At 64.4% G+C, this 17,045-nt stretch carries 15 protein-coding genes; 1 reads left to right on the top strand and 14 read right to left on the bottom strand.

Features of this window, described 5'->3' with window-relative positions; genetic code table 11:
- Positions 1 to 135 precede the first annotated feature (135 nt).
- A complete protein-coding gene (locus ACWKV7_RS12365) occupies positions 136 to 1,119 on the top strand; it encodes a baeRF3 domain-containing protein (RefSeq protein ID WP_483857972.1) in 984 nt (327 codons plus the stop codon).
- A 112-nt stretch (positions 1,120 to 1,231) separates the two neighbouring features.
- Here ACWKV7_RS12365 and ispD read toward each other — a convergent pair whose 3' ends face one another.
- The 14 genes from ispD to ACWKV7_RS12295 form a co-directional block, all read right to left on the bottom strand.
- Entirely contained in the window at positions 1,232 to 1,939 is a 708-nt protein-coding gene (gene ispD / locus ACWKV7_RS12360) for a 2-C-methyl-D-erythritol 4-phosphate cytidylyltransferase (protein ID WP_483857971.1), read from the bottom strand.
- Positions 1,936 to 2,217: a cell division protein FtsB gene (gene ftsB, locus ACWKV7_RS12355; protein WP_483857970.1), complete on the bottom strand. Its 282-nt coding sequence runs from the start codon at positions 2,215 to 2,217 to the stop codon at positions 1,936 to 1,938. Before ftsB ends, ispD begins: the two co-directional genes overlap by 4 nt.
- A gap of 63 nt (positions 2,218 to 2,280) precedes the next feature.
- Positions 2,281 to 3,570, bottom strand: coding sequence for a phosphopyruvate hydratase (gene eno / locus ACWKV7_RS12350; protein WP_483857969.1), 1,290 nt, complete (start codon positions 3,568 to 3,570; stop codon positions 2,281 to 2,283).
- Between the two features lie 132 nt (positions 3,571 to 3,702).
- Complete coding sequence (gene kdsA / locus ACWKV7_RS12345) at positions 3,703 to 4,548, bottom strand: 3-deoxy-8-phosphooctulonate synthase (RefSeq protein WP_483857968.1); 846 nt, start codon at positions 4,546 to 4,548, stop codon at positions 3,703 to 3,705.
- The gene (gene pyrG / locus ACWKV7_RS12340) at positions 4,545 to 6,176 is read right to left on the bottom strand and encodes a CTP synthase (protein ID WP_483857967.1); all 1,632 of its coding nucleotides are present in this window, start codon (positions 6,174 to 6,176) and stop codon (positions 4,545 to 4,547) included. Before pyrG ends, kdsA begins: the two co-directional genes overlap by 4 nt.
- 157 nt (positions 6,177 to 6,333) lie before the next feature.
- Positions 6,334 to 7,647: a tRNA lysidine(34) synthetase TilS gene (tilS, locus tag ACWKV7_RS12335; protein ID WP_483857966.1), complete on the bottom strand. Its 1,314-nt coding sequence runs from the start codon at positions 7,645 to 7,647 to the stop codon at positions 6,334 to 6,336.
- 76 nt (positions 7,648 to 7,723) lie between these two features.
- A complete protein-coding gene (locus ACWKV7_RS12330) occupies positions 7,724 to 8,674 on the bottom strand; it encodes an acetyl-CoA carboxylase carboxyltransferase subunit alpha (protein ID WP_483857965.1) in 951 nt (316 codons plus the stop codon).
- Positions 8,675 to 8,787: 113 nt separating this feature from the next.
- The gene (gene dnaE, locus ACWKV7_RS12325; RefSeq protein ID WP_483857964.1) at positions 8,788 to 12,309 is read right to left on the bottom strand and encodes a DNA polymerase III subunit alpha; all 3,522 of its coding nucleotides are present in this window, start codon (positions 12,307 to 12,309) and stop codon (positions 8,788 to 8,790) included.
- A gap of 99 nt (positions 12,310 to 12,408) precedes the next feature.
- Positions 12,409 to 13,053: a ribonuclease HII gene (gene rnhB / locus ACWKV7_RS12320; protein ID WP_483857963.1), complete on the bottom strand. Its 645-nt coding sequence runs from the start codon at positions 13,051 to 13,053 to the stop codon at positions 12,409 to 12,411.
- On the bottom strand, positions 13,053 to 14,186 hold the full coding sequence (gene lpxB / locus ACWKV7_RS12315) for a lipid-A-disaccharide synthase (RefSeq protein ID WP_483857962.1): 1,134 nt from the start codon (positions 14,184 to 14,186) through the stop codon (positions 13,053 to 13,055). The genes rnhB and lpxB overlap by 1 nt, the downstream gene beginning before the upstream one ends.
- Positions 14,187 to 14,188: 2 nt before the next feature.
- Positions 14,189 to 14,965 (bottom strand): acyl-ACP--UDP-N-acetylglucosamine O-acyltransferase, encoded by a 777-nt coding sequence (gene lpxA / locus ACWKV7_RS12310; protein ID WP_483857961.1) that lies wholly within the window; start codon positions 14,963 to 14,965, stop codon positions 14,189 to 14,191.
- On the bottom strand, positions 14,962 to 15,402 hold the full coding sequence (gene fabZ / locus ACWKV7_RS12305) for a 3-hydroxyacyl-ACP dehydratase FabZ (RefSeq protein ID WP_483857960.1): 441 nt from the start codon (positions 15,400 to 15,402) through the stop codon (positions 14,962 to 14,964). The genes lpxA and fabZ overlap by 4 nt, the downstream gene beginning before the upstream one ends.
- 48 nt (positions 15,403 to 15,450) lie before the next feature.
- Positions 15,451 to 16,509, bottom strand: a complete 1,059-nt coding sequence (gene lpxD / locus ACWKV7_RS12300) for a UDP-3-O-(3-hydroxymyristoyl)glucosamine N-acyltransferase (RefSeq protein WP_483857959.1) — start codon at positions 16,507 to 16,509, stop codon at positions 15,451 to 15,453.
- Positions 16,510 to 16,511: 2 nt separating this feature from the next.
- Positions 16,512 to 17,015: an OmpH/Skp family outer membrane protein gene (locus tag ACWKV7_RS12295; protein ID WP_483857958.1), complete on the bottom strand. Its 504-nt coding sequence runs from the start codon at positions 17,013 to 17,015 to the stop codon at positions 16,512 to 16,514.
- Positions 17,016 to 17,045 lie beyond the last annotated feature (30 nt).

The following is a 17,045-nucleotide window of genomic DNA, read 5'->3' as shown; positions in this document are numbered from 1 at the left end:
GCAAACTTCCACCGGCAACAAGCAGGTCAGGCCATGGCGGCCTGACTTAAACGAAACAGCCTCCACGAAACCCGGGGCGATTCACTGCGCCAGCTCGGCGAGCACCTGCAGCGCCAGCAACAATCACAGGAGCAGGTGGACAAGCTGCTGCAGCCGTTCCAGGCGCTGGTCGACGATACCGATTTCTGGAACCACAACCTGGATGGCCTGGCGGTATTCGGCGGTCCGGACTTCTTCCAGGTCTATCGCCTGCAACAAGACGTGCCGGAGCTGGCGATAGTTAACGAACGGCCGAACATCCAGCCGCTGCTACGCATCGCCCAGTCAGCCGACCGCTACCAGATCCTCTGCCTGACCCGGGACTCGGTGCGCCTGCTGGAAGGCAACCGCGATGCCCTCGACGAGGTGCCGCTGGCTGCGCAAGTGCCGCGCACCCTGGAGGAAGCCCTCGGCCGAGAACTGACGGACAAGGGCCAGTCCGGCTTTCCCCAAGGCTACAGCCGCGCCAACGAGCGCGGCGACTCGATGCAGACCGAAGCCGGCGGCAGCGGCAAGCAGGCGGAGATCGACAAGGACACCGAGCGCTATTTCCGGGCCGTCGACCGCGCAATCCTCGAGCACCACTCGCGCCCGTCGGGCCTGCCGCTCTTGTTGGCGGCACTGCCGGAGCAACAGGCGCTGTTCCGTCGCCTCAGCCACAACGACCTGCTGCTACCGGACGGCATCGACAGCGGTCCCGGTCTGCTCAGTCTCGAGGAGTTGCGCGAGCGGAGCTGGCAGGTCATGCAACCTCACTCACTGCGGCATCTGGAAGAGCTGATCGAGCAGTATGGCGAGTCCCACGGCCAGGGCCTGGCCAGCGACCAGCTGGAGGAAATCGGTCGGGCCGCGGTGGGCAACCGGATCGCCACCCTGCTGGTGGAGGCCGGCCGGGAGATACCCGGCCACCTCGACCAGGAAGAAGGCGCGACGCAACTTGCCGACCCCCAGGGCATCAGCGCCCCGGACCTGCTCGACGAGCTGAGCGTGTGGGTAATGGAACACGGCGGCGACGTGCTGGTGATTCCCCCGGATCGCATGCCGACGCGTAGCGGCGCGGCGGCAATCTATCGCTTCTAGTCGTTAAAGGCAGGCCGACCGGCGAACCCGGACTGATGGCAGGAGCAGGCCACGTGCGCGGAAACCTGGCGTGCCGGCATGGCCGGCTCCTACCTTCAGCCAGCCCCTGCTATCAACCGCGCCGCCAGCGCTGCTCCAGCCAGAGCAGGTCTTCCGGACGGGTGATCTTCAGGTTGTCCGCGCGGCCCTCGACCAAGCGCGGCGCATGCCCGACCCATTCCATGGCGGACGCCTCGTCGGTGATCGCCACGCCGGCAGCCAGGGCATCGGCGAGCGCGTTCTGCAACGTGGCCAGGCGAAACATCTGAGGCGTATAGGCCTGCCAGATCACCGTGCGGTCGATGGTCTCCCGTACCCGCCCGTCCGCCCCGGCGCGTTTGAGGGTGTCGCGCGCGGGGACCGCCAGCAGGCCGCCAACCGGATCGTCGGCCAGGCAGTGCAACAGGTTGTCCAGATCATGACGCGCCAGGTTCGGCCGCGCGGCATCGTGCACCAGCACCCAGTCCTCGTCACGAGCACCCAGCTCGCTCAGGCGCAACAAACCGGCGAGCACCGAGTCCGCCCGCTCGGCACCGCCCTCGGCGCGCTGGATGCGAGGATCGCCGGCACAGGACAGCGCTGGCCAGTAAGGGTCATCCGGAGCAAGGCAGACCACTAGCCCGTTCAGTCGAGGGTGGTCGAGAAAACAATCGAGGGTATGTTCGAGAATGCTGCGCCCGGCCAGCGGCAGGTACTGCTTGGGCCGGTCGGCACGCATGCGGCTGCCGATGCCGGCAGCGGGAATCACCGCCCAGAAGGCGGGCAGCTCGGCGAGACTCATTCGGCGAGCTGGTAGAGGGTTTCGCCCTCTTTGACCATGCCCAGCTCGTGGCGGGCACGCTCTTCGACGGTTTCCATGCCTTTCTTCAGCTCCAGCACCTCGGCTTCGAGGATGCGATTGCGCTCGAGCAGGCGCTCGTTCTCGCCCTGCTGGTCGGCAATCTGCCGCTTCAATTCGGCGACCTGGGCCAGGCTGCCGTCGCCGACCCACAGGCGATATTGCAAGCCGCCGAGCAGTAGCACCAGCACAACGAACAACCAGTAAGGAGCTTTCGGCATCGAAACACTTCTATTCAGAGGTAGAAAGGGCGGCCAATGCCGCCCCTTTTTACCATCGCTCGCTTAGCCGCGGAACTCGGCACGGCCACGATAGGCGGCCTTTCCGCCCAACTGCTCCTCGATGCGCAGCAGTTGGTTGTACTTGGACACGCGGTCGGAACGGCACAGCGAGCCGGTCTTGATCTGGCCGGCAGACGTGCCTACAGCCAGGTCGGCGATGGTGCTGTCCTCGGTTTCGCCCGAGCGGTGAGAAATCACCGCGGTGTAGCCGGCAGCCTTGGCCATCTGGATGGCTTCGAGGGTCTCGGTCAGCGAACCGATCTGGTTGAACTTGATCAGGATGGAGTTGGCGATCTTCTTGTCGATGCCTTCCTTGAGGATCTTGGTATTGGTGACGAACAGGTCGTCGCCCACCAGCTGTACCTTCTCGCCGATCTTGTCGGTCAGCGCCTTCCAGCCGGCCCAGTCAGACTCGTCCATGCCATCTTCGATGGAGATGATCGGGTAGCGCTGGGTCAACCCGGCCAGGTAGTCGGCGAAACCGTTGGCATCGAATACCTTGCCTTCGCCGGCCAGGTCGTACTTGCCATCCTTGTAGAACTCGGAGGAAGCGCAGTCCAGGGCCAGGGTCACGTCGCTGCCCAGTTTGTAGCCGGCCTTCTCGACGGCCTCGGCGATGGCGGCCAGGGCATCTTCGTTGGACGCCAGGTTGGGCGCGAAGCCACCCTCGTCGCCGACCGCGGTGTTCAGGCCACGTGCCTTCAGCACGGCCTTCAGGTGATGGAAGATTTCGGCGCCCATGCGCAGCGCTTCGGCGAAGTTCTTCGCGCCAACTGGCTGCACCATGAATTCCTGGATGTCGACGTTGTTATCGGCATGCTCGCCACCGTTGATGATGTTCATCATCGGCACCGGCATGGAGTACTGGCCGGGGGTGCCGTTGAGGTCGGCGATGTGCGCGTAGAGCGGCACGCCCTTGGCCTGGGCGGCAGCCTTGGCGGCGGCCAGGGACACGGCAAGGATGGCATTGGCGCCCAGCTTGGCCTTGTTCTCGGTACCGTCCAGCTCGATCATCGCGCGGTCCAGGGCCTTCTGGTCGGCTGCGTCCTTGCCTAGCAGCAGGTCGCGGATCGGCCCGTTGATGTTGGCCACGGCCTTCAGCACGCCCTTGCCCAGGTAGCGGCTCTTGTCGCCATCACGCAGTTCCAGCGCCTCGCGGGAACCAGTGGAGGCACCGGACGGCGCGCAAGCACTGCCGATGATGCCGGTGTCGAGAATTACATCGGCTTCCACGGTGGGGTTGCCACGGGAGTCGAGAACTTCACGACCCTTGATGTCGACGATCTTTGCCATTGTTGTTAGCACTCCAAGGTTTGACGGAAACAGGCGATAGCCGCGTATCGGATCAGGGCACGCCGAACGACCCGCCGACTGACCAGCGAGTCAGAATATGTCCGCGCAGCACTTTACCGGAGAAACCGCCGCTTAGGCAGTCTCGATCGGCGGAAAACTCTTGACCAGGTCATCCAGCTGCTTGAGCTGGCTGAGGAACGGCTCCAGCTTGTCCAGGCGCAGGGCGCAGGGGCCGTCGCACTTGGCGTTGTCCGGGTCCGGATGCGCCTCGAGGAAGAGGCCTGCCAGCCCCTGGCTGAGGCCGGCCTTGGCCAGGTCGGTGACCTGGGCACGACGGCCGCCGGCGGAGTCGGCGCGACCGCCCGGCATCTGCAGGGCATGGGTCACGTCGAAGAATACCGGGTACTCGAACTGCTTCATGATGCCGAAGCCGAGCATGTCCACCACCAGGTTGTTGTAACCGAAGGAGGAGCCGCGCTCGCACAGGATCAGCTGGTCGTTGCCGGCTTCCTCGCACTTCCTGAGGATGTGCTTCATTTCCTGCGGAGCGAGGAATTGCGCTTTCTTGATGTTGATCACCGCGCCGGTCTTGGCCATGGCCACCACCAGGTCGGTCTGCCGCGAGAGGAAGGCCGGCAGCTGGATGATGTCGCACACCTCGGCCACCGGGGCCGCCTGATGCGGTTCGTGCACATCGGTGATCACCGGCACGCCGAAGGTCTTCTTCACTTCCTCGAAGATCTTCATGCCCTCTTCCAGGCCGGGGCCGCGGAAGGAGGAAATGGAGGAGCGGTTGGCCTTGTCGAAGCTGGCTTTGAACACGTAGGGGATGCCGAGCTTTTCGGTGACCCGCATGTAGGCTTCGCAGGCCTGCATGGCCAGGTCTCGGGATTCCAGTACGTTGATGCCGCCGAACAGCACCATCGGCTTGTCATTGGCGATTTCGATATTGCCGACGCGAATAGTCTTCTGGGTCATGCCTTGCGAGCCTTCTGTGCCAGCGCCGCGTTGACGAAGCCGCTGAACAGCGGGTGACCGTCGCGCGGGGTGGAGGTGAACTCGGGGTGGAACTGGCAAGCGACGAACCACGGATGGTCCGGGGCCTCGACCACTTCGACCAACGCGCCGTCGCCGGAGCGGCCGGTGATCTTCAGACCGGCCTCAATCAATTGCGGCAGCAGGTTGTTGTTCACTTCATAGCGATGACGATGACGCTCGACGATCACCTCCTTGGCATAGCAATCGTGCACCTTGGAGCCCGCTTCGAGCTGGCATTCCTGGGCGCCGAGACGCATGGTGCCACCGAGGTCGGAACTCTCGCTGCGCTTCTCCACCTCGCCGGTGGCGTCCTGCCATTCGGTGATCAGGCCGACCACCGGGTGGGTGCTGGACTTGTCGAATTCGGTGGAGTTGGCGTCGGTCCAGCCGAGCACATCGCGGGCGAACTCGATCACCGCGACCTGCATGCCGAGGCAGATGCCGAGGTAGGGAATCTTGTTCTCGCGGGCGTAGCGCACCGTGGCGATCTTGCCTTCCACGCCGCGCAGCCCGAAGCCGCCCGGCACCAGGATGGCGTCGACGCCCTCCAGCAGGCCGGTGCCCTGGTTCTCGATGTCTTCCGAATCGATATAGCGCAGGTTGACCTTGGTGCGGTTCTGGATGCCGGCGTGGCTCATCGCCTCGATCAGCGACTTGTAGGCATCCAGCAGTTCCATGTATTTGCCGACCATGGCGATGGTGACTTCCTGCTCCGGATGCAGCTTGGCATCGACCACCCGATCCCACTCGGAGAGGTCGGCGCCGCCGCATTCCAGGCCGAAGCGCTCGACGACGAAGTCATCCAGGCCCTGGGCATGCAGCACGGACGGAATCTTGTAGATGGTGTCGACGTCTTCGAGGGCGATCACCGCGCGCTCTTCGACGTTGGTGAACAGCGCGATCTTGCGCCGCGAGGACATGTCGATCGGGTGGTCGGAGCGGCAGATCAGCACGTCCGGCTGCAGGCCGATGGAGCGCAGTTCCTTCACCGAGTGCTGGGTCGGCTTGGTCTTGGTCTCACCGGCGGTGGCGATGTAGGGCACCAGGGTCAGGTGCATCAGCATGGCGCGCTTGGCGCCGACTTCCACGCGCAACTGGCGAATGGCCTCGAGGAACGGCTGGGACTCGATGTCGCCGACGGTACCGCCGATTTCCACCAGGGCCACGTCGGCATCGCCGGCACCCTTGATGATGCGGCGCTTGATCTCGTCGGTGATGTGCGGGATCACCTGGATGGTCGCCCCCAGGTAGTCGCCGCGACGCTCGCGACGCAGCACGTCTTCATAGACGCGGCCGGTGGTGAAGTTGTTGTTCTGGGTCATGGTGGTGCGGATGAACCGCTCGTAGTGGCCCAGGTCGAGATCGGTCTCGGCGCCGTCGTGGGTGACGAACACTTCGCCGTGCTGGAACGGGCTCATGGTGCCCGGATCGACGTTGATGTAAGGGTCCAGCTTGAGCATCGTGACCTTCAGGCCCCGCGCCTCCAGGATGGCCGCCAATGATGCCGAGGCGATGCCTTTCCCCAACGAAGAAACAACACCACCCGTGACGAAGATGTAGCGCGTCATAAGAACCCTAGAAGTCTGCGTTTAAGCGGTCAGCGCCGCCGGGGAGAGCGAAGGAGCGATTGCGCACTAGGCGGCAATAGCAAACTCCCACGGACACCTGGAGGGCATCCGCAGAAGCAGTATCAAGACGGGAGCGTAGTCTACCGGAAAGGCGGATTCAGCTCAAACCTTGGTCATTCGTCGGCGGCTGCCAGGCCAGCCGCCAACCCTCCGCGACGGGGCCGTCGAGGCCCGGCAGGTTGGCCACGGCAAGCAATTCCTCGCCGCGATAGAGCAGCGGCAGGCGGTTGCGGGCGAATACCGGCACCCCGTGTTCGTTGAGCAATCGCTTCAGGTCGCGCCGCCCTCGACCTGGCAGACGCAGCGTCTCGCCTCCTTGCCGATAGCGCACGCGCAGCACGCCGCTAGGCACCGGCCCTTCCAGGCTGAGCCGGCCGTTACCGGGCAAGTCGAGCGATTGCGAGGGATCGGCCCAGGCCGGGGGCGCGTGCAGTGGCTGCAGCCAGGCACCGCCGAGCCACCATAACCGCCCGTCGGCTCGCCGCAGCTCCCCCCTCGCCAGCCGCCAAGACGGTGTTGCATCGGGCGCCGCATCGCGTAGATCGCTCCAACCGGCCCAGCGGTCGCTGTCGGGCATGTCGGTCAGCGGCGCCAGCCAGTAACGCAAGGCATTGCGCTGGCGGGCAGCCGACAGTGCAAGTAAGGGTTCGAGCTGCAGAGACGGCAGCGGTAGCCAGGGTGTGGTCGGTGCGGCCTTGGCCGCCGCCAGGTCCAGCTGCGCCAGTTCGCCTAGCAGCTCCTCTGCCTCACGCAGGTGGCCAGCGCTGCGGGTGATGTTGTTCAGCGCCTGCGGCCAGCGCGCCGTCAGCAATGGCAGGACCTGTCGACGCAAATAATTGCGCGAGTATTGACTGTCGGCATTGCTGGGGTCCTCCACCCAGGTTAGCCCTTGTTCGCGGGCGTAGGCCTCAAGCTCGCGGCGCGAACAGGCCAGCAACGGACGCAGCAGGTGCCCGCGACCGAGTGCGCGGCACGCCGGCATGCCGGCCAAGCCACGCACCCCGGCGCCGCGCAGCAACCGGAAGAGCACGGTTTCCGCCTGGTCGTCGCGGTGCTGGGCGGTCAGCAGCAGCTCGCCCTGCCCCAGCACCTCGGCGAACGCCGCATAGCGTGCCTCGCGCGCCGCCCGCTCGAGGCTGGCGCCGGCTGGCACCGCCACCGAACGCACGATGAGCGGCACAGCGAGCCGCTCGCACAGCTCCCGACAATGCCGCGGCCACGCCTCAGCGACAGCCTGCAAGCCATGATGCACATGAATGGCGGAGATGGGCGGCACAGCTTCACGCTGGGCCAGCCGTACCAGCAGATGCAGCAGCACCGTGGAGTCGAGACCGCCCGACAGCGCAACGCGCCAGGCGGATGCTGTGTACCACGGAGAGAGGGATTGCAGCAGGCGGTGTTCGAGGTTCATCACGTGGTGCCAAGCGGCGAGCGCCAGGCCTCAAGCATAGTGCCGGAGATCCTGCGCCCGCAGCTGGCAGGCGAGATCACGCCACGCCGTAGCTCATCAGGCGCTCGTAGCGCTTGGCGAGCAGGCTGTCGGTGTCGAGCTTCTGCAGCTCGTCCAGCTGGCTACGCAGCGCCTGGCGGATCAGCTCGGCGGCGGCGGCAGGATCGCGATGGGCGCCACCCAAGGGCTCGTCGATCACCTTGTCGACGATGCCCAGACCCTTCAGGCGCTCGGCGGTAATGCCCATCGCTTCGGCGGCTTCCGGGGCCTTCTCGGCCGTCTTCCACAGAATGGATGCGCAACCTTCCGGGGAAATCACTGAATAGGTGGCGTACTGCAGCATGTTCAAGCGATCGCATACACCGATGGCCAAGGCGCCGCCGGAGCCGCCCTCGCCGATCACGGTGGCGATGATCGGGGTCTTCAGCCGCGACATCACGCGCAGGTTCCAGGCGATGGCCTCGCTCTGGCCGCGCTCTTCAGCGTCGATGCCGGGGTAGGCGCCGGGGGTGTCGATAAAGGTGAGGATCGGCATCTTGAAGCGCTCGGCCATTTCCATCAGGCGGCAGGCCTTGCGGTAACCTTCGGGACGCGGCATGCCGAAGTTGCGCCGCACCTTCTCGCGCACCTCGCGACCCTTCTGATGACCGATCACCATTACCGGCTGCCCTTCGAGACGAGCCACGCCACCGACGATGGCGGCGTCGTCGGAGAAATGCCGGTCGCCGTGCAGCTCTTCGAACTCGGTGAACAGGTGCTGGATGTAGTCGAGGGTATAGGGACGCTTCGGATGACGCGCCATCTGCGCGATCTGCCAGCTGGTCAGTTCGCCGAAGATGCTCTCGGTGAGGGCGCGGCTCTTGTCCTGCAGGCGGGCAATCTCGTCGCCGATGTTCAGAGAATTGTTATTGCCAACCAGGCGTAGTTCTTCGATCTTGGCTTGCAGGTCGGCGATCGGCTGTTCGAAATCCAGAAAGTTCGGGTTCATAGGCATCCGTTTTGCGTCGACGGCCAAGTGGCCGGGGCTGCTGTTCCGTATGGCGCCCTACCTTACGGGATCGGGCGCCGGGGGTCGAGACTGATGCGGGCCCTTGCCCGTCATCAGCGGTAGTGCAAAAAGACGTTGTCGCGGCCGAACTGGTCACGCAAAGCCTGAATCAAGCCATCGGCCGGGTCGATTCGCCAGTCTTCGCCGAACTGAAGCAAGGCCCGTGCCTCACTGCCCAGGTAATCGAGGGTCAATGGGCACGCCCCGCGATGGCGGCTACACAGCTCCGCCAACCAACGCAGACGGTCGCCCTTCAGCGCATCGTTGGCCACGCGCAGGCGCAAGCTCTCGGCCAGGCCGGTGCGAGCCTCCTCCAGGCTCATCACGCGTTTGGCCCGCAGACGCAGACCACCGGAGAAGTCGTCGTTGCTGACCTCACCCTCCACTACCACCAACGCATCGGTCTGCAGCAATGCCTGGGCGCCGTTGAAGGCGTCGGCGAACAGGGAAGCCTCGATGCGTCCGGAGCGGTCGTCGAGGGTGATGAAGCCCATCTTGTCGCCCTTCTTGTTCTTCATCACCCGGAGGTTGACGATCAGACCGGCAACGGTCTGGGTGTCGCGGGCCGGCTTCAGCTCGACGATGCGCTGCCGGGCAAACCGGCGAATCTCGCCTTCGTATTCGTCGATCGGATGACCGGTGAGGTAGAGGCCGAGGGTTTCCTTTTCGCCGCGCAAGCGCTCTTTCAGCGAGAGTTCCTTGGCCTTGCGGTGATTGGCATAGACGTCCGCCTCGGGCTCGGCGAACAGCCCGCCGAACAGGTCCATGTGGCCGCTGTCGTGGCTGCGCGCGGTCTGCTCCGCCGCCTGGATCGCTTCCTCCATGGCCGCCAGCAGCACCGCGCGATTGAGATCGACGGTCGCCTGGTAGGCCTTCAGTTCGTCCTGGTAGTAGGGCCCGAGGCGGTCCAGCGCACCAGAGCGGATCAACGCCTCGAGCGTGCGCTTGTTGATGCGCTTGAGATCGACGCGGCTGCAGAAGTCGAACAGGTCCTTGAACGGCCCACCGGCGGCACGGCATTCGGCGATGGCTTCCACGGGCCCCTCGCCGACGCCTTTGATCGCCCCCAACCCGTAGACGATGCGGCCATCGTCGTTGACCGTGAACTTGAACTCGGAAGTGTTCACATCCGGCGCATCGATACGCAATTTCATGTGGCGGCACTCCTCGATGAGGATCACCACCTTGTCGGTGTTGTGCATATCCGCCGACAGTACCGCCGCCATGAACGGCGCCGGATGGTGCGCCTTCAGCCAGGCGGTCTGGTAGGAAACCAGGCCATAGGCGGCCGAGTGCGACTTGTTGAAGCCGTAGCCGGCGAACTTCTCCACCAGATCGAAGATGTTGCCCGCCAAGTCCGCATCGATACCATTCTTCGCGCAGCCCTCGATGAAGCCACCGCGCTGCTTGGCCATCTCCTCGGGCTTCTTCTTGCCCATGGCGCGGCGCAGCATGTCGGCACCGCCGAGGGTATAGCCAGCCATCACCTGGGCAATCTGCATCACCTGCTCCTGGTACAGGATGATGCCGTAGGTGGGCTTGAGCACCGGCTCCAGGCCAGCGTACTGGTAGTCCTGATGCGGATAGGAAATCGGCTCGCGACCATGCTTTCGGTTGATGAAGTCGTCCACCATGCCCGACTGCAGCGGGCCGGGGCGGAACAGCGCCACCAGAGCGATCATGTCTTCCAGGCAGTCCGGCTTGAGCTTCTTGATCAGCTCCTTCATGCCACGGGATTCGAGCTGGAACACCGCAGTGGTCTCGGCCTTCTGCAACATGGCGAAGGTCGGCTTGTCGTCCAGCGGAATGAAGTCGATGTTGACCGGCTCCAGGCCCTTCTTGGCCTGTTCGCGGTTGATCGTCTCCATCGCCCACTTGATGATGGTCAGGGTGCGCAGGCCGAGGAAGTCGAACTTCACCAGGCCGGCCTGCTCGACGTCGTCCTTGTCGAACTGGGTCACCAGGCCGCCGCCCTCCTCGTCACAGGCGATCGGCGAGAAGTCGGTGAGCTTGGTCGGCGCGATCACCACGCCGCCGGCGTGCTTGCCGGTGCCACGGGTGATGCCCTCCAGCTTGAGGGACATTTCCCAGATTTCCGCCGCTTCCTCGTCGGTTTTGAGGAAGTCCCGCAGCACCTCTTCCTGCTCGTAGGCTTTTTCCAGGGTCATGCCGACTTCGAAGGGGATCATCTTCGACAGGCGATCGGCCAGCCCATAGGACTTGCCCTGGGCGCGGGCCACGTCGCGCACCACCGCCTTGGCCGCCATGGTGCCGAAGGTGATGATCTGGCTTACCGCGTTGCGGCCGTACTTTTCGGCCACGTAGTCGATCACCCGGTCGCGGCCGTCCATGCAGAAGTCGACGTCGAAGTCGGGCATGGAGACCCGTTCGGGGTTAAGGAAGCGTTCGAACAGCAGGTCATAGGCCAGCGGGTCGAGGTCGGTGATCTTCTGCACGTAGGCCACCAGCGAGCCGGCCCCCGAGCCCCGGCCCGGTCCAACCGGCACGCCGTTGTTCTTGGCCCACTGGATGAAGTCCATCACGATCAGGAAGTAACCGGGAAAGCCCATCTGGATAATGATATCCAGCTCGAAATTCAGCCGGTCGATGTAGACCTGTTTCTTCGCCGCGTAGTCGGGCGTATCCGGGGGCAGCAGGACTTGCAGGCGCTCCTCCAGCCCGTCGAAGGAGACCTTTCGAAAGTACTCGTCCATGGTCATGCCGGCGGGCACCGGGAAGTCGGGCAGGAAGTACTTGCCCAGTTGCACCTCGATGTTGCAACGCTTGGCAATCTCGACGGTGTTTTCCAGCGCCTCGGGAAGGTCGCTGAACAGCTCCCACATTTCCTCGGGGCTCTTCAGGTATTGCTGGTCCGAGTAGAGGCGTAGGCGTCGCGGATCATCGAGGGAACGGCCTTCGCCGATGCATACACGGGTTTCGTGGGCCGCGAAGTCGTCCTGCTTGATGAAACGCACGTCATTGGTCGCCACCAGCGGCGCGCCGACCCTATCCGCCAGGGCCACGGCTGCGTGCAGATGCTCTTCGTCATTGACCCGGTTGGTGCGTTGCACTTCGAGATAGAGGCGATCCGGGAAGACCACCAGCCACTCGCGCAACAACGCCTCGGCGCCGGCCTGGTCGTCGTTGAGCAGCGCGCGACCGATCTCGCCCTCCTTCGAGCCGGACAGGGCGATCAAGCCTTCGGCCGCTTCCTTGACCCAGTCGCGCTGGATGATCACCTGGTCGTTGTGCTGGCCTTCGGTCCAGCCACGGGAGACCAGCTCGGTCAGGTTGCGATAACCCTTGGCATCCATCGCCAGCAGCGTCATGCGGCTCAGCGGGCCGTCCTCGTCCGGGCTCGCCAACCAGATATCGGCGCCGCAGATCGGCTTGATGCCGGCCCCCATGGCCGCCTTGTAGAACTTCACCAGCGCACACATGTTGCTCTGGTCGGTGACCGCCACCGCCGGCATGCCCGCCGCCGCGGTCGCCTTGACCAGTGCCTTGACGCGCACCAGGCCATCGACCAGGGAGTATTCGGTATGCAAACGCAGATGAACGAAGGAGACAGGCATCGGCTGGTCCAAAACGGGAAGCGAGGGCGGATTGTACTGGGGTGAGCGGCAAGCTTGAAGCGTTCAGCGGCAGCCCGGCCGACACGCCGGCCGGGTGGCTCAGACCGCGGCGCTATCGACCACAACTGCGAGGGAGACGCTCTGTTCGACCATCTCGAGCAGATTGCGCACGGGAGCGAACGAACGCCGATGGATCGCGGTCGGCCCCAGGCGCTGCAAGGCGGCAAGATGCTCTGCGGTGGGATAGCCCTTGTGCCCAGCCATGCCATAGCCCGGGTACAGCTGGTCGAGCTCGCGCATCTCGCGGTCGCGGCTGACCTTGGCCAGGATCGAGGCGGCGGCGATGGCCGGCACCCGGGCGTCGCCCTGTACCACGGGCGCCGAGGGCACGGAGAGCTTCGGACAGCGATTGCCGTCGATCAGCGCCAGCCTGGGCGCCACGCTCAGACCCTCGACGGCGCGCTGCATGGCCAGCATGGTGGCGTGCAGGATGTTCAGCCGATCGATTTCTTCCACTTCGGCACGGGCAATGCACCAGGCCAGGGCCTTCTCGCGGATTTCATCGAACAGCAGCTCGCGCCGCGCTTCGGTGAGCTTCTTCGAATCGTTGAGGCCGACAATCGGCCGCGCCGGATCGAGGATCACTGCCGCAGTCACCACCGGCCCGCACAGCGGACCGCGCCCGACTTCGTCGACGCCGGCGACCAGCTCCTCGACCAGGCTGAAATCCAGACCCAGCTGCATCAGGGTCGCCCCGCCACGTCCAGCACCGCCTCGGCGGCCTGGCTGGATGCGTCGCGACGCAGTGCGCGATGGATCACGTCGAAGCCGTGGGTCTGCACTTCCCCACCGCCCAGGAGCGGCGCCAGCAACTGCGCCAGGGCCTCGGGCGTCGCGGCATCCTGCAATAGCTCCGGTACCAGCAATCGCTCGGCAAGCAGGTTGGGCAGGGAAACATAGGGGCTCTTCACCAGCCGCTGCAGGATGCGATAGGTCAGCGGTGCAACGCGGTAGGCCACCACCATCGGCCGCTTGAACAGCAATGCCTCGAGGGTCGCGGTACCCGACGCGATCAACACTGCATCGCAGGCGGCCAGCGCCTCGTGGGACTTGCCGTTGAGCAGGCGAAGCGGCAGGTCGCGGTCGGCCAGCATGCGCTCCAACTGCGCGCGCCGCTCCGGAGTGGCACAAGGCACGACGAACTGCACGCCGGGCCGCAGGCTGCGCAGCCGCTCGGCGGCGTCGAGGAACAGCTCGCCCAGGCGCGCCACCTCACCGCCGCGACTGCCCGGCATCAGCGCCAGAACATAGTTGTCCTGCGGCAGATCCAGGCGCTCCCGTGCGGCAGCCCGATCGGCCTGCACCGGAATGGCATCGGCCAGCGGGTGACCGACAAAGCGCACCGGCACGTTCTGGGCGTCGTAGAACTGCGCCTCGAACGGGAACAGGGTGAGCATCAGGTCGCAGGCTTCACGGATCTTCAATACGCGCTTCTGCCGCCAGGCCCAGACCGACGGGCTGACGTAGTGCACGGTCTTGATGCCGGCACGGCGCAGCTTGAGCTCCAGATCCAGATTGAAGTCGGGTGCATCGATGCCGACGAAGACATCGGGCCTGGCCTCGACCAGGGATTTGAACAGGCGCTTGCGGCGGGACAGCAGCTCGGGCAGGCGACCCAGCACCTCCACCAGCCCCATGACCGCCAGGCGCTCCATCGGAAAATAGGACTGCAGCCCCTCGGCCTGCATGAGCGGACCGCCGACGCCGATGAATTCGACTTCGGCATGCTTGGCCTTGAGGGCTTGCATCAGGCCGGCGCCGAGCACATCCCCGGACGCCTCGCCTGCGACGAGTGCGACGCGCAGTCTACCAGCCATGATCAGCGGGTTATGCCGCGGGTCGACGCCTGCACGGAGTCGCGGAAGATAGCGACTTCCGGGAACTGTGCGGCGGCATCGGCCAGTTCGACCAGCGCCTGCTCGACCGTCAGGCCCTGGCGGTAGACCACCTTGTAGGCGCGACGCAAGGCAGCGATGGCATCGGCACTGAAGCCGCGCCGGCGCATGCCTTCGAAGTTCATGCTGCGTGCCTCGGCCGGGTTGCCGAATACCGTGACGTACGCCGGCACGTCCTTGCCGATGGCTGTTCCCATGCCGGAAAAGCTGTGGGCGCCGATACGGCAGAATTGGTGCACCAGCGTATAGCCGGAGAGAATCGCCCAGTCATCGATGTGCACGTGCCCGGCCAATGCGGTGTTGTTGACCAGGATGCAATGGTTGCCGATCACGCTGTCGTGGCCGATGTGGGCATAGGCCATGATCAGGTTGTGATTGCCCAGGGTGGTTTCCGAGCGATCCTGCACGGTGCCGCGATGGATGGTCACACCCTCGCGGATCACGTTGTGGTCGCCAATCACCAGCCGGGTCGGCTCGCCTTGGTATTTGAGGTCCGGAGTGTCTTCGCCAACCGAGGAAAACTGGTAGATGCGATTGTGCTTACCGATGCGCGTCGGCCCCTTGAGGATCACATGGGGGCCGATGACAGTACCCTCGCCGATTTCCACATCGGGCCCGACGATGGACCAGGGCCCGACTTGAACGTCGTCTGCCAGCTTGGCCGTCGGGTCGATGATCGCGCGAGGGTCGATCAAACTCATAGCTTGCGTTCCGCACAGATGATTTCAGCGGAACAGACTTCCTTGCCGTCTACGCTGGCGACACATTCGAACTTCCAGATGCTGCGCTTGTTGCTCAGGTAGCGGGCCTCAAGGACCAACTGATCCCCCGGCAGTACCGGAGAACGGAAGCGCAGCTTGTCCGAACCGACAAAATAGTAGAGGGTGCCGTCCGAGGGCTTCACACCCATCATCTTGAAACCGAGGATGCCGGCGGCCTGGGCCATCGCTTCGATGATCAGCACGCCCGGCATGATCGGGTGCTGCGGAAAGTGCCCATTGAAAAACGGCTCATTGATGCTGACATTCTTGTAGGCGCGAATGCGCTTGCCTTCAACATCCAGTTCCGCCACACGATCCACCAAGAGGAAAGGGTAGCGATGCGGCAGGTATTCGCGAATCTCGTTAATGTCCATCATGTCCGGGGAAGCCTGTGATTAAGAATGGAGACACGCGACAAGCGCGGGTCACGCATCAGATGAAGCATCCTGGTCGGAGGTCACGGCCGGCAGGCGTTTTTCCAGGGCTTGCAGGCGACGCGCCATATCGTCGAGCTGGCGAATGCGCGCCGCGCTCTTCTTCCACTCTCCGGCAGGCTGCATGGCGGTACCCGACGAGTACGCCCCCGGCTCGCTGATCGAGCGGGTCACCATGGTCATGCCGGTGACGAAGACGTTATCGCAGACCTCGATATGGCCAACCATGCCGACGCCGCCGGCAATCATGCAGTGCTTGCCGATCCTGGTGCTGCCGGAAATGCCGACACAGCCCGCCATCGCGGTGTGATCGCCGACCTGCACGTTGTGCGCGATCATGATCTGGTTGTCCAGCTTCACGCCGTTGCCGATCAGGGTATCGGCCAGGGCACCACGATCGATGGTGGTGTTGGCACCGATCTCGACGTCGTCGCCAATGCAGACACCACCGATCTGGGCAATCTTGCGCCAAGTGCCGCGGTCGTTGGCGAACCCGAAACCTTCGCCGCCAATCACAGCGCCGGACTGGATGACCACTCGCTTGCCGATTCGCACGTCGTGGTAGACGGTGACCCGCGGGGCCAACCAGCCACCCTCGCCAATCCGACTGCGCGCACCGACGACGCAATGAGCACCGATGGTGACACCGGCTTCGATGCATGCACCCGATTCGATCACAGCATAGGGCCCGATACTGGCACTGGCATCGATCTGTGCATCGGCCGCCACCAGCGCCGTCGCGTGCACACCAGCAGTGGCCTGCGGTTTGCGATCGAACAGGTGGGACAGTTCGGCATAGGCCAGATAGGGGTCAGCCACCAGCAGCGCGTCGCCGGCATACGCCCCTGCATCCGCGGCCTTCAGCAGGACCGCACCGGCACGGCTGTCGGCCAGGTACTTGCGATACTGGGGATTCGCCAGGAAAGTCAGCTGATCGGGGCCGGCTTCCTGCAAGGTAGCCAGCCCGCTGATCGCCCTCTCCGCACTGCCCCGCAGGGTGGCGCCCAGGCGCTCGGCCAGCTGGCCGAGGGTAAAGACTGTCGCGGCCATGATCAGCGCAGCTGATTCATGCGCTCGATGACCTGACGGGTGATGTCGAACTGGGGTTTGACATCGATCACCGCACCGCGCTCGAGCACCAGGTCGTATCCGCCCTTCTTGATCACTTCCTCGACCGACTGGTCGAGCTTCGGCTTCAGTTGCTTGAGCATGTCGCGGTCGGCGATGGCCTTGGCTTCGTTGAGTTCCTTGGACTGGAACTGGAAGTCACGGGCCTTTTGCTTGAATTCGAGTTCGAGACGCTCGCGCTCGGCCTGCTGCATCTTCTCCCCGTCCTTGACCAGGCGATCCTGAATGCGCTTGGCATCGCTCTCGAGAGTCTTCAGCTTGTTCAGCTGCGAACCAAACTTCTTCTCCGCATCCACCGCATACTTCTTGGCCGCATCGGATTCCAGCAATGCCATCTGGTAATTCAGCACCGCGATCTTCATCTCGGCAAATGCCGGAGTCACTACCAGAGCCAGGCTGAACAGAGCCAATCGAGTCAACTTACGCACGCTACACTCCTGCAAGAAGCAAGTATTGGC

The sequence above is a fragment of the Zestomonas ipomoeae genome, assembly GCF_057128665.1.
This window is presented reverse-complemented; position numbering and strand designations above follow the sequence as displayed.

Bases quoted from the DNA above. Each gene is read 5' to 3' on its own strand.
- lpxA (WP_483857961.1), bottom strand. From the start codon at position 14,965: ATGAGTTTGATCGACCCTCGCGCGATCATCGACCCGACGGCCAAGCTG.
- fabZ (WP_483857960.1), bottom strand. From the start codon at position 15,402: ATGATGGACATTAACGAGATTCGCGAATACCTGCCGCATCGCTACCCT.
- ispD (WP_483857971.1), bottom strand. From the start codon at position 1,939: ATGAGTCTCGCCGAGCTGCCCGCCTTCTGGGCGGTGATTCCCGCTGCC.
- ftsB (WP_483857970.1), bottom strand. From the start codon at position 2,217: ATGCCGAAAGCTCCTTACTGGTTGTTCGTTGTGCTGGTGCTACTGCTC.
- eno (WP_483857969.1), bottom strand. From the start codon at position 3,570: ATGGCAAAGATCGTCGACATCAAGGGTCGTGAAGTTCTCGACTCCCGT.
- dnaE (WP_483857964.1), bottom strand. From the start codon at position 12,309: ATGCCTGTCTCCTTCGTTCATCTGCGTTTGCATACCGAATACTCCCTG.
- ACWKV7_RS12330 (WP_483857965.1), bottom strand. From the start codon at position 8,674: ATGAACCCGAACTTTCTGGATTTCGAACAGCCGATCGCCGACCTGCAA.
- rnhB (WP_483857963.1), bottom strand. From the start codon at position 13,053: ATGCAGCTGGGTCTGGATTTCAGCCTGGTCGAGGAGCTGGTCGCCGGC.
- lpxB (WP_483857962.1), bottom strand. From the start codon at position 14,186: ATGGCTGGTAGACTGCGCGTCGCACTCGTCGCAGGCGAGGCGTCCGGG.
- lpxD (WP_483857959.1), bottom strand. From the start codon at position 16,509: ATGGCCGCGACAGTCTTTACCCTCGGCCAGCTGGCCGAGCGCCTGGGC.
- kdsA (WP_483857968.1), bottom strand. From the start codon at position 4,548: ATGACCCAGAAGACTATTCGCGTCGGCAATATCGAAATCGCCAATGAC.
- tilS (WP_483857966.1), bottom strand. From the start codon at position 7,647: ATGAACCTCGAACACCGCCTGCTGCAATCCCTCTCTCCGTGGTACACA.
- pyrG (WP_483857967.1), bottom strand. From the start codon at position 6,176: ATGACGCGCTACATCTTCGTCACGGGTGGTGTTGTTTCTTCGTTGGGG.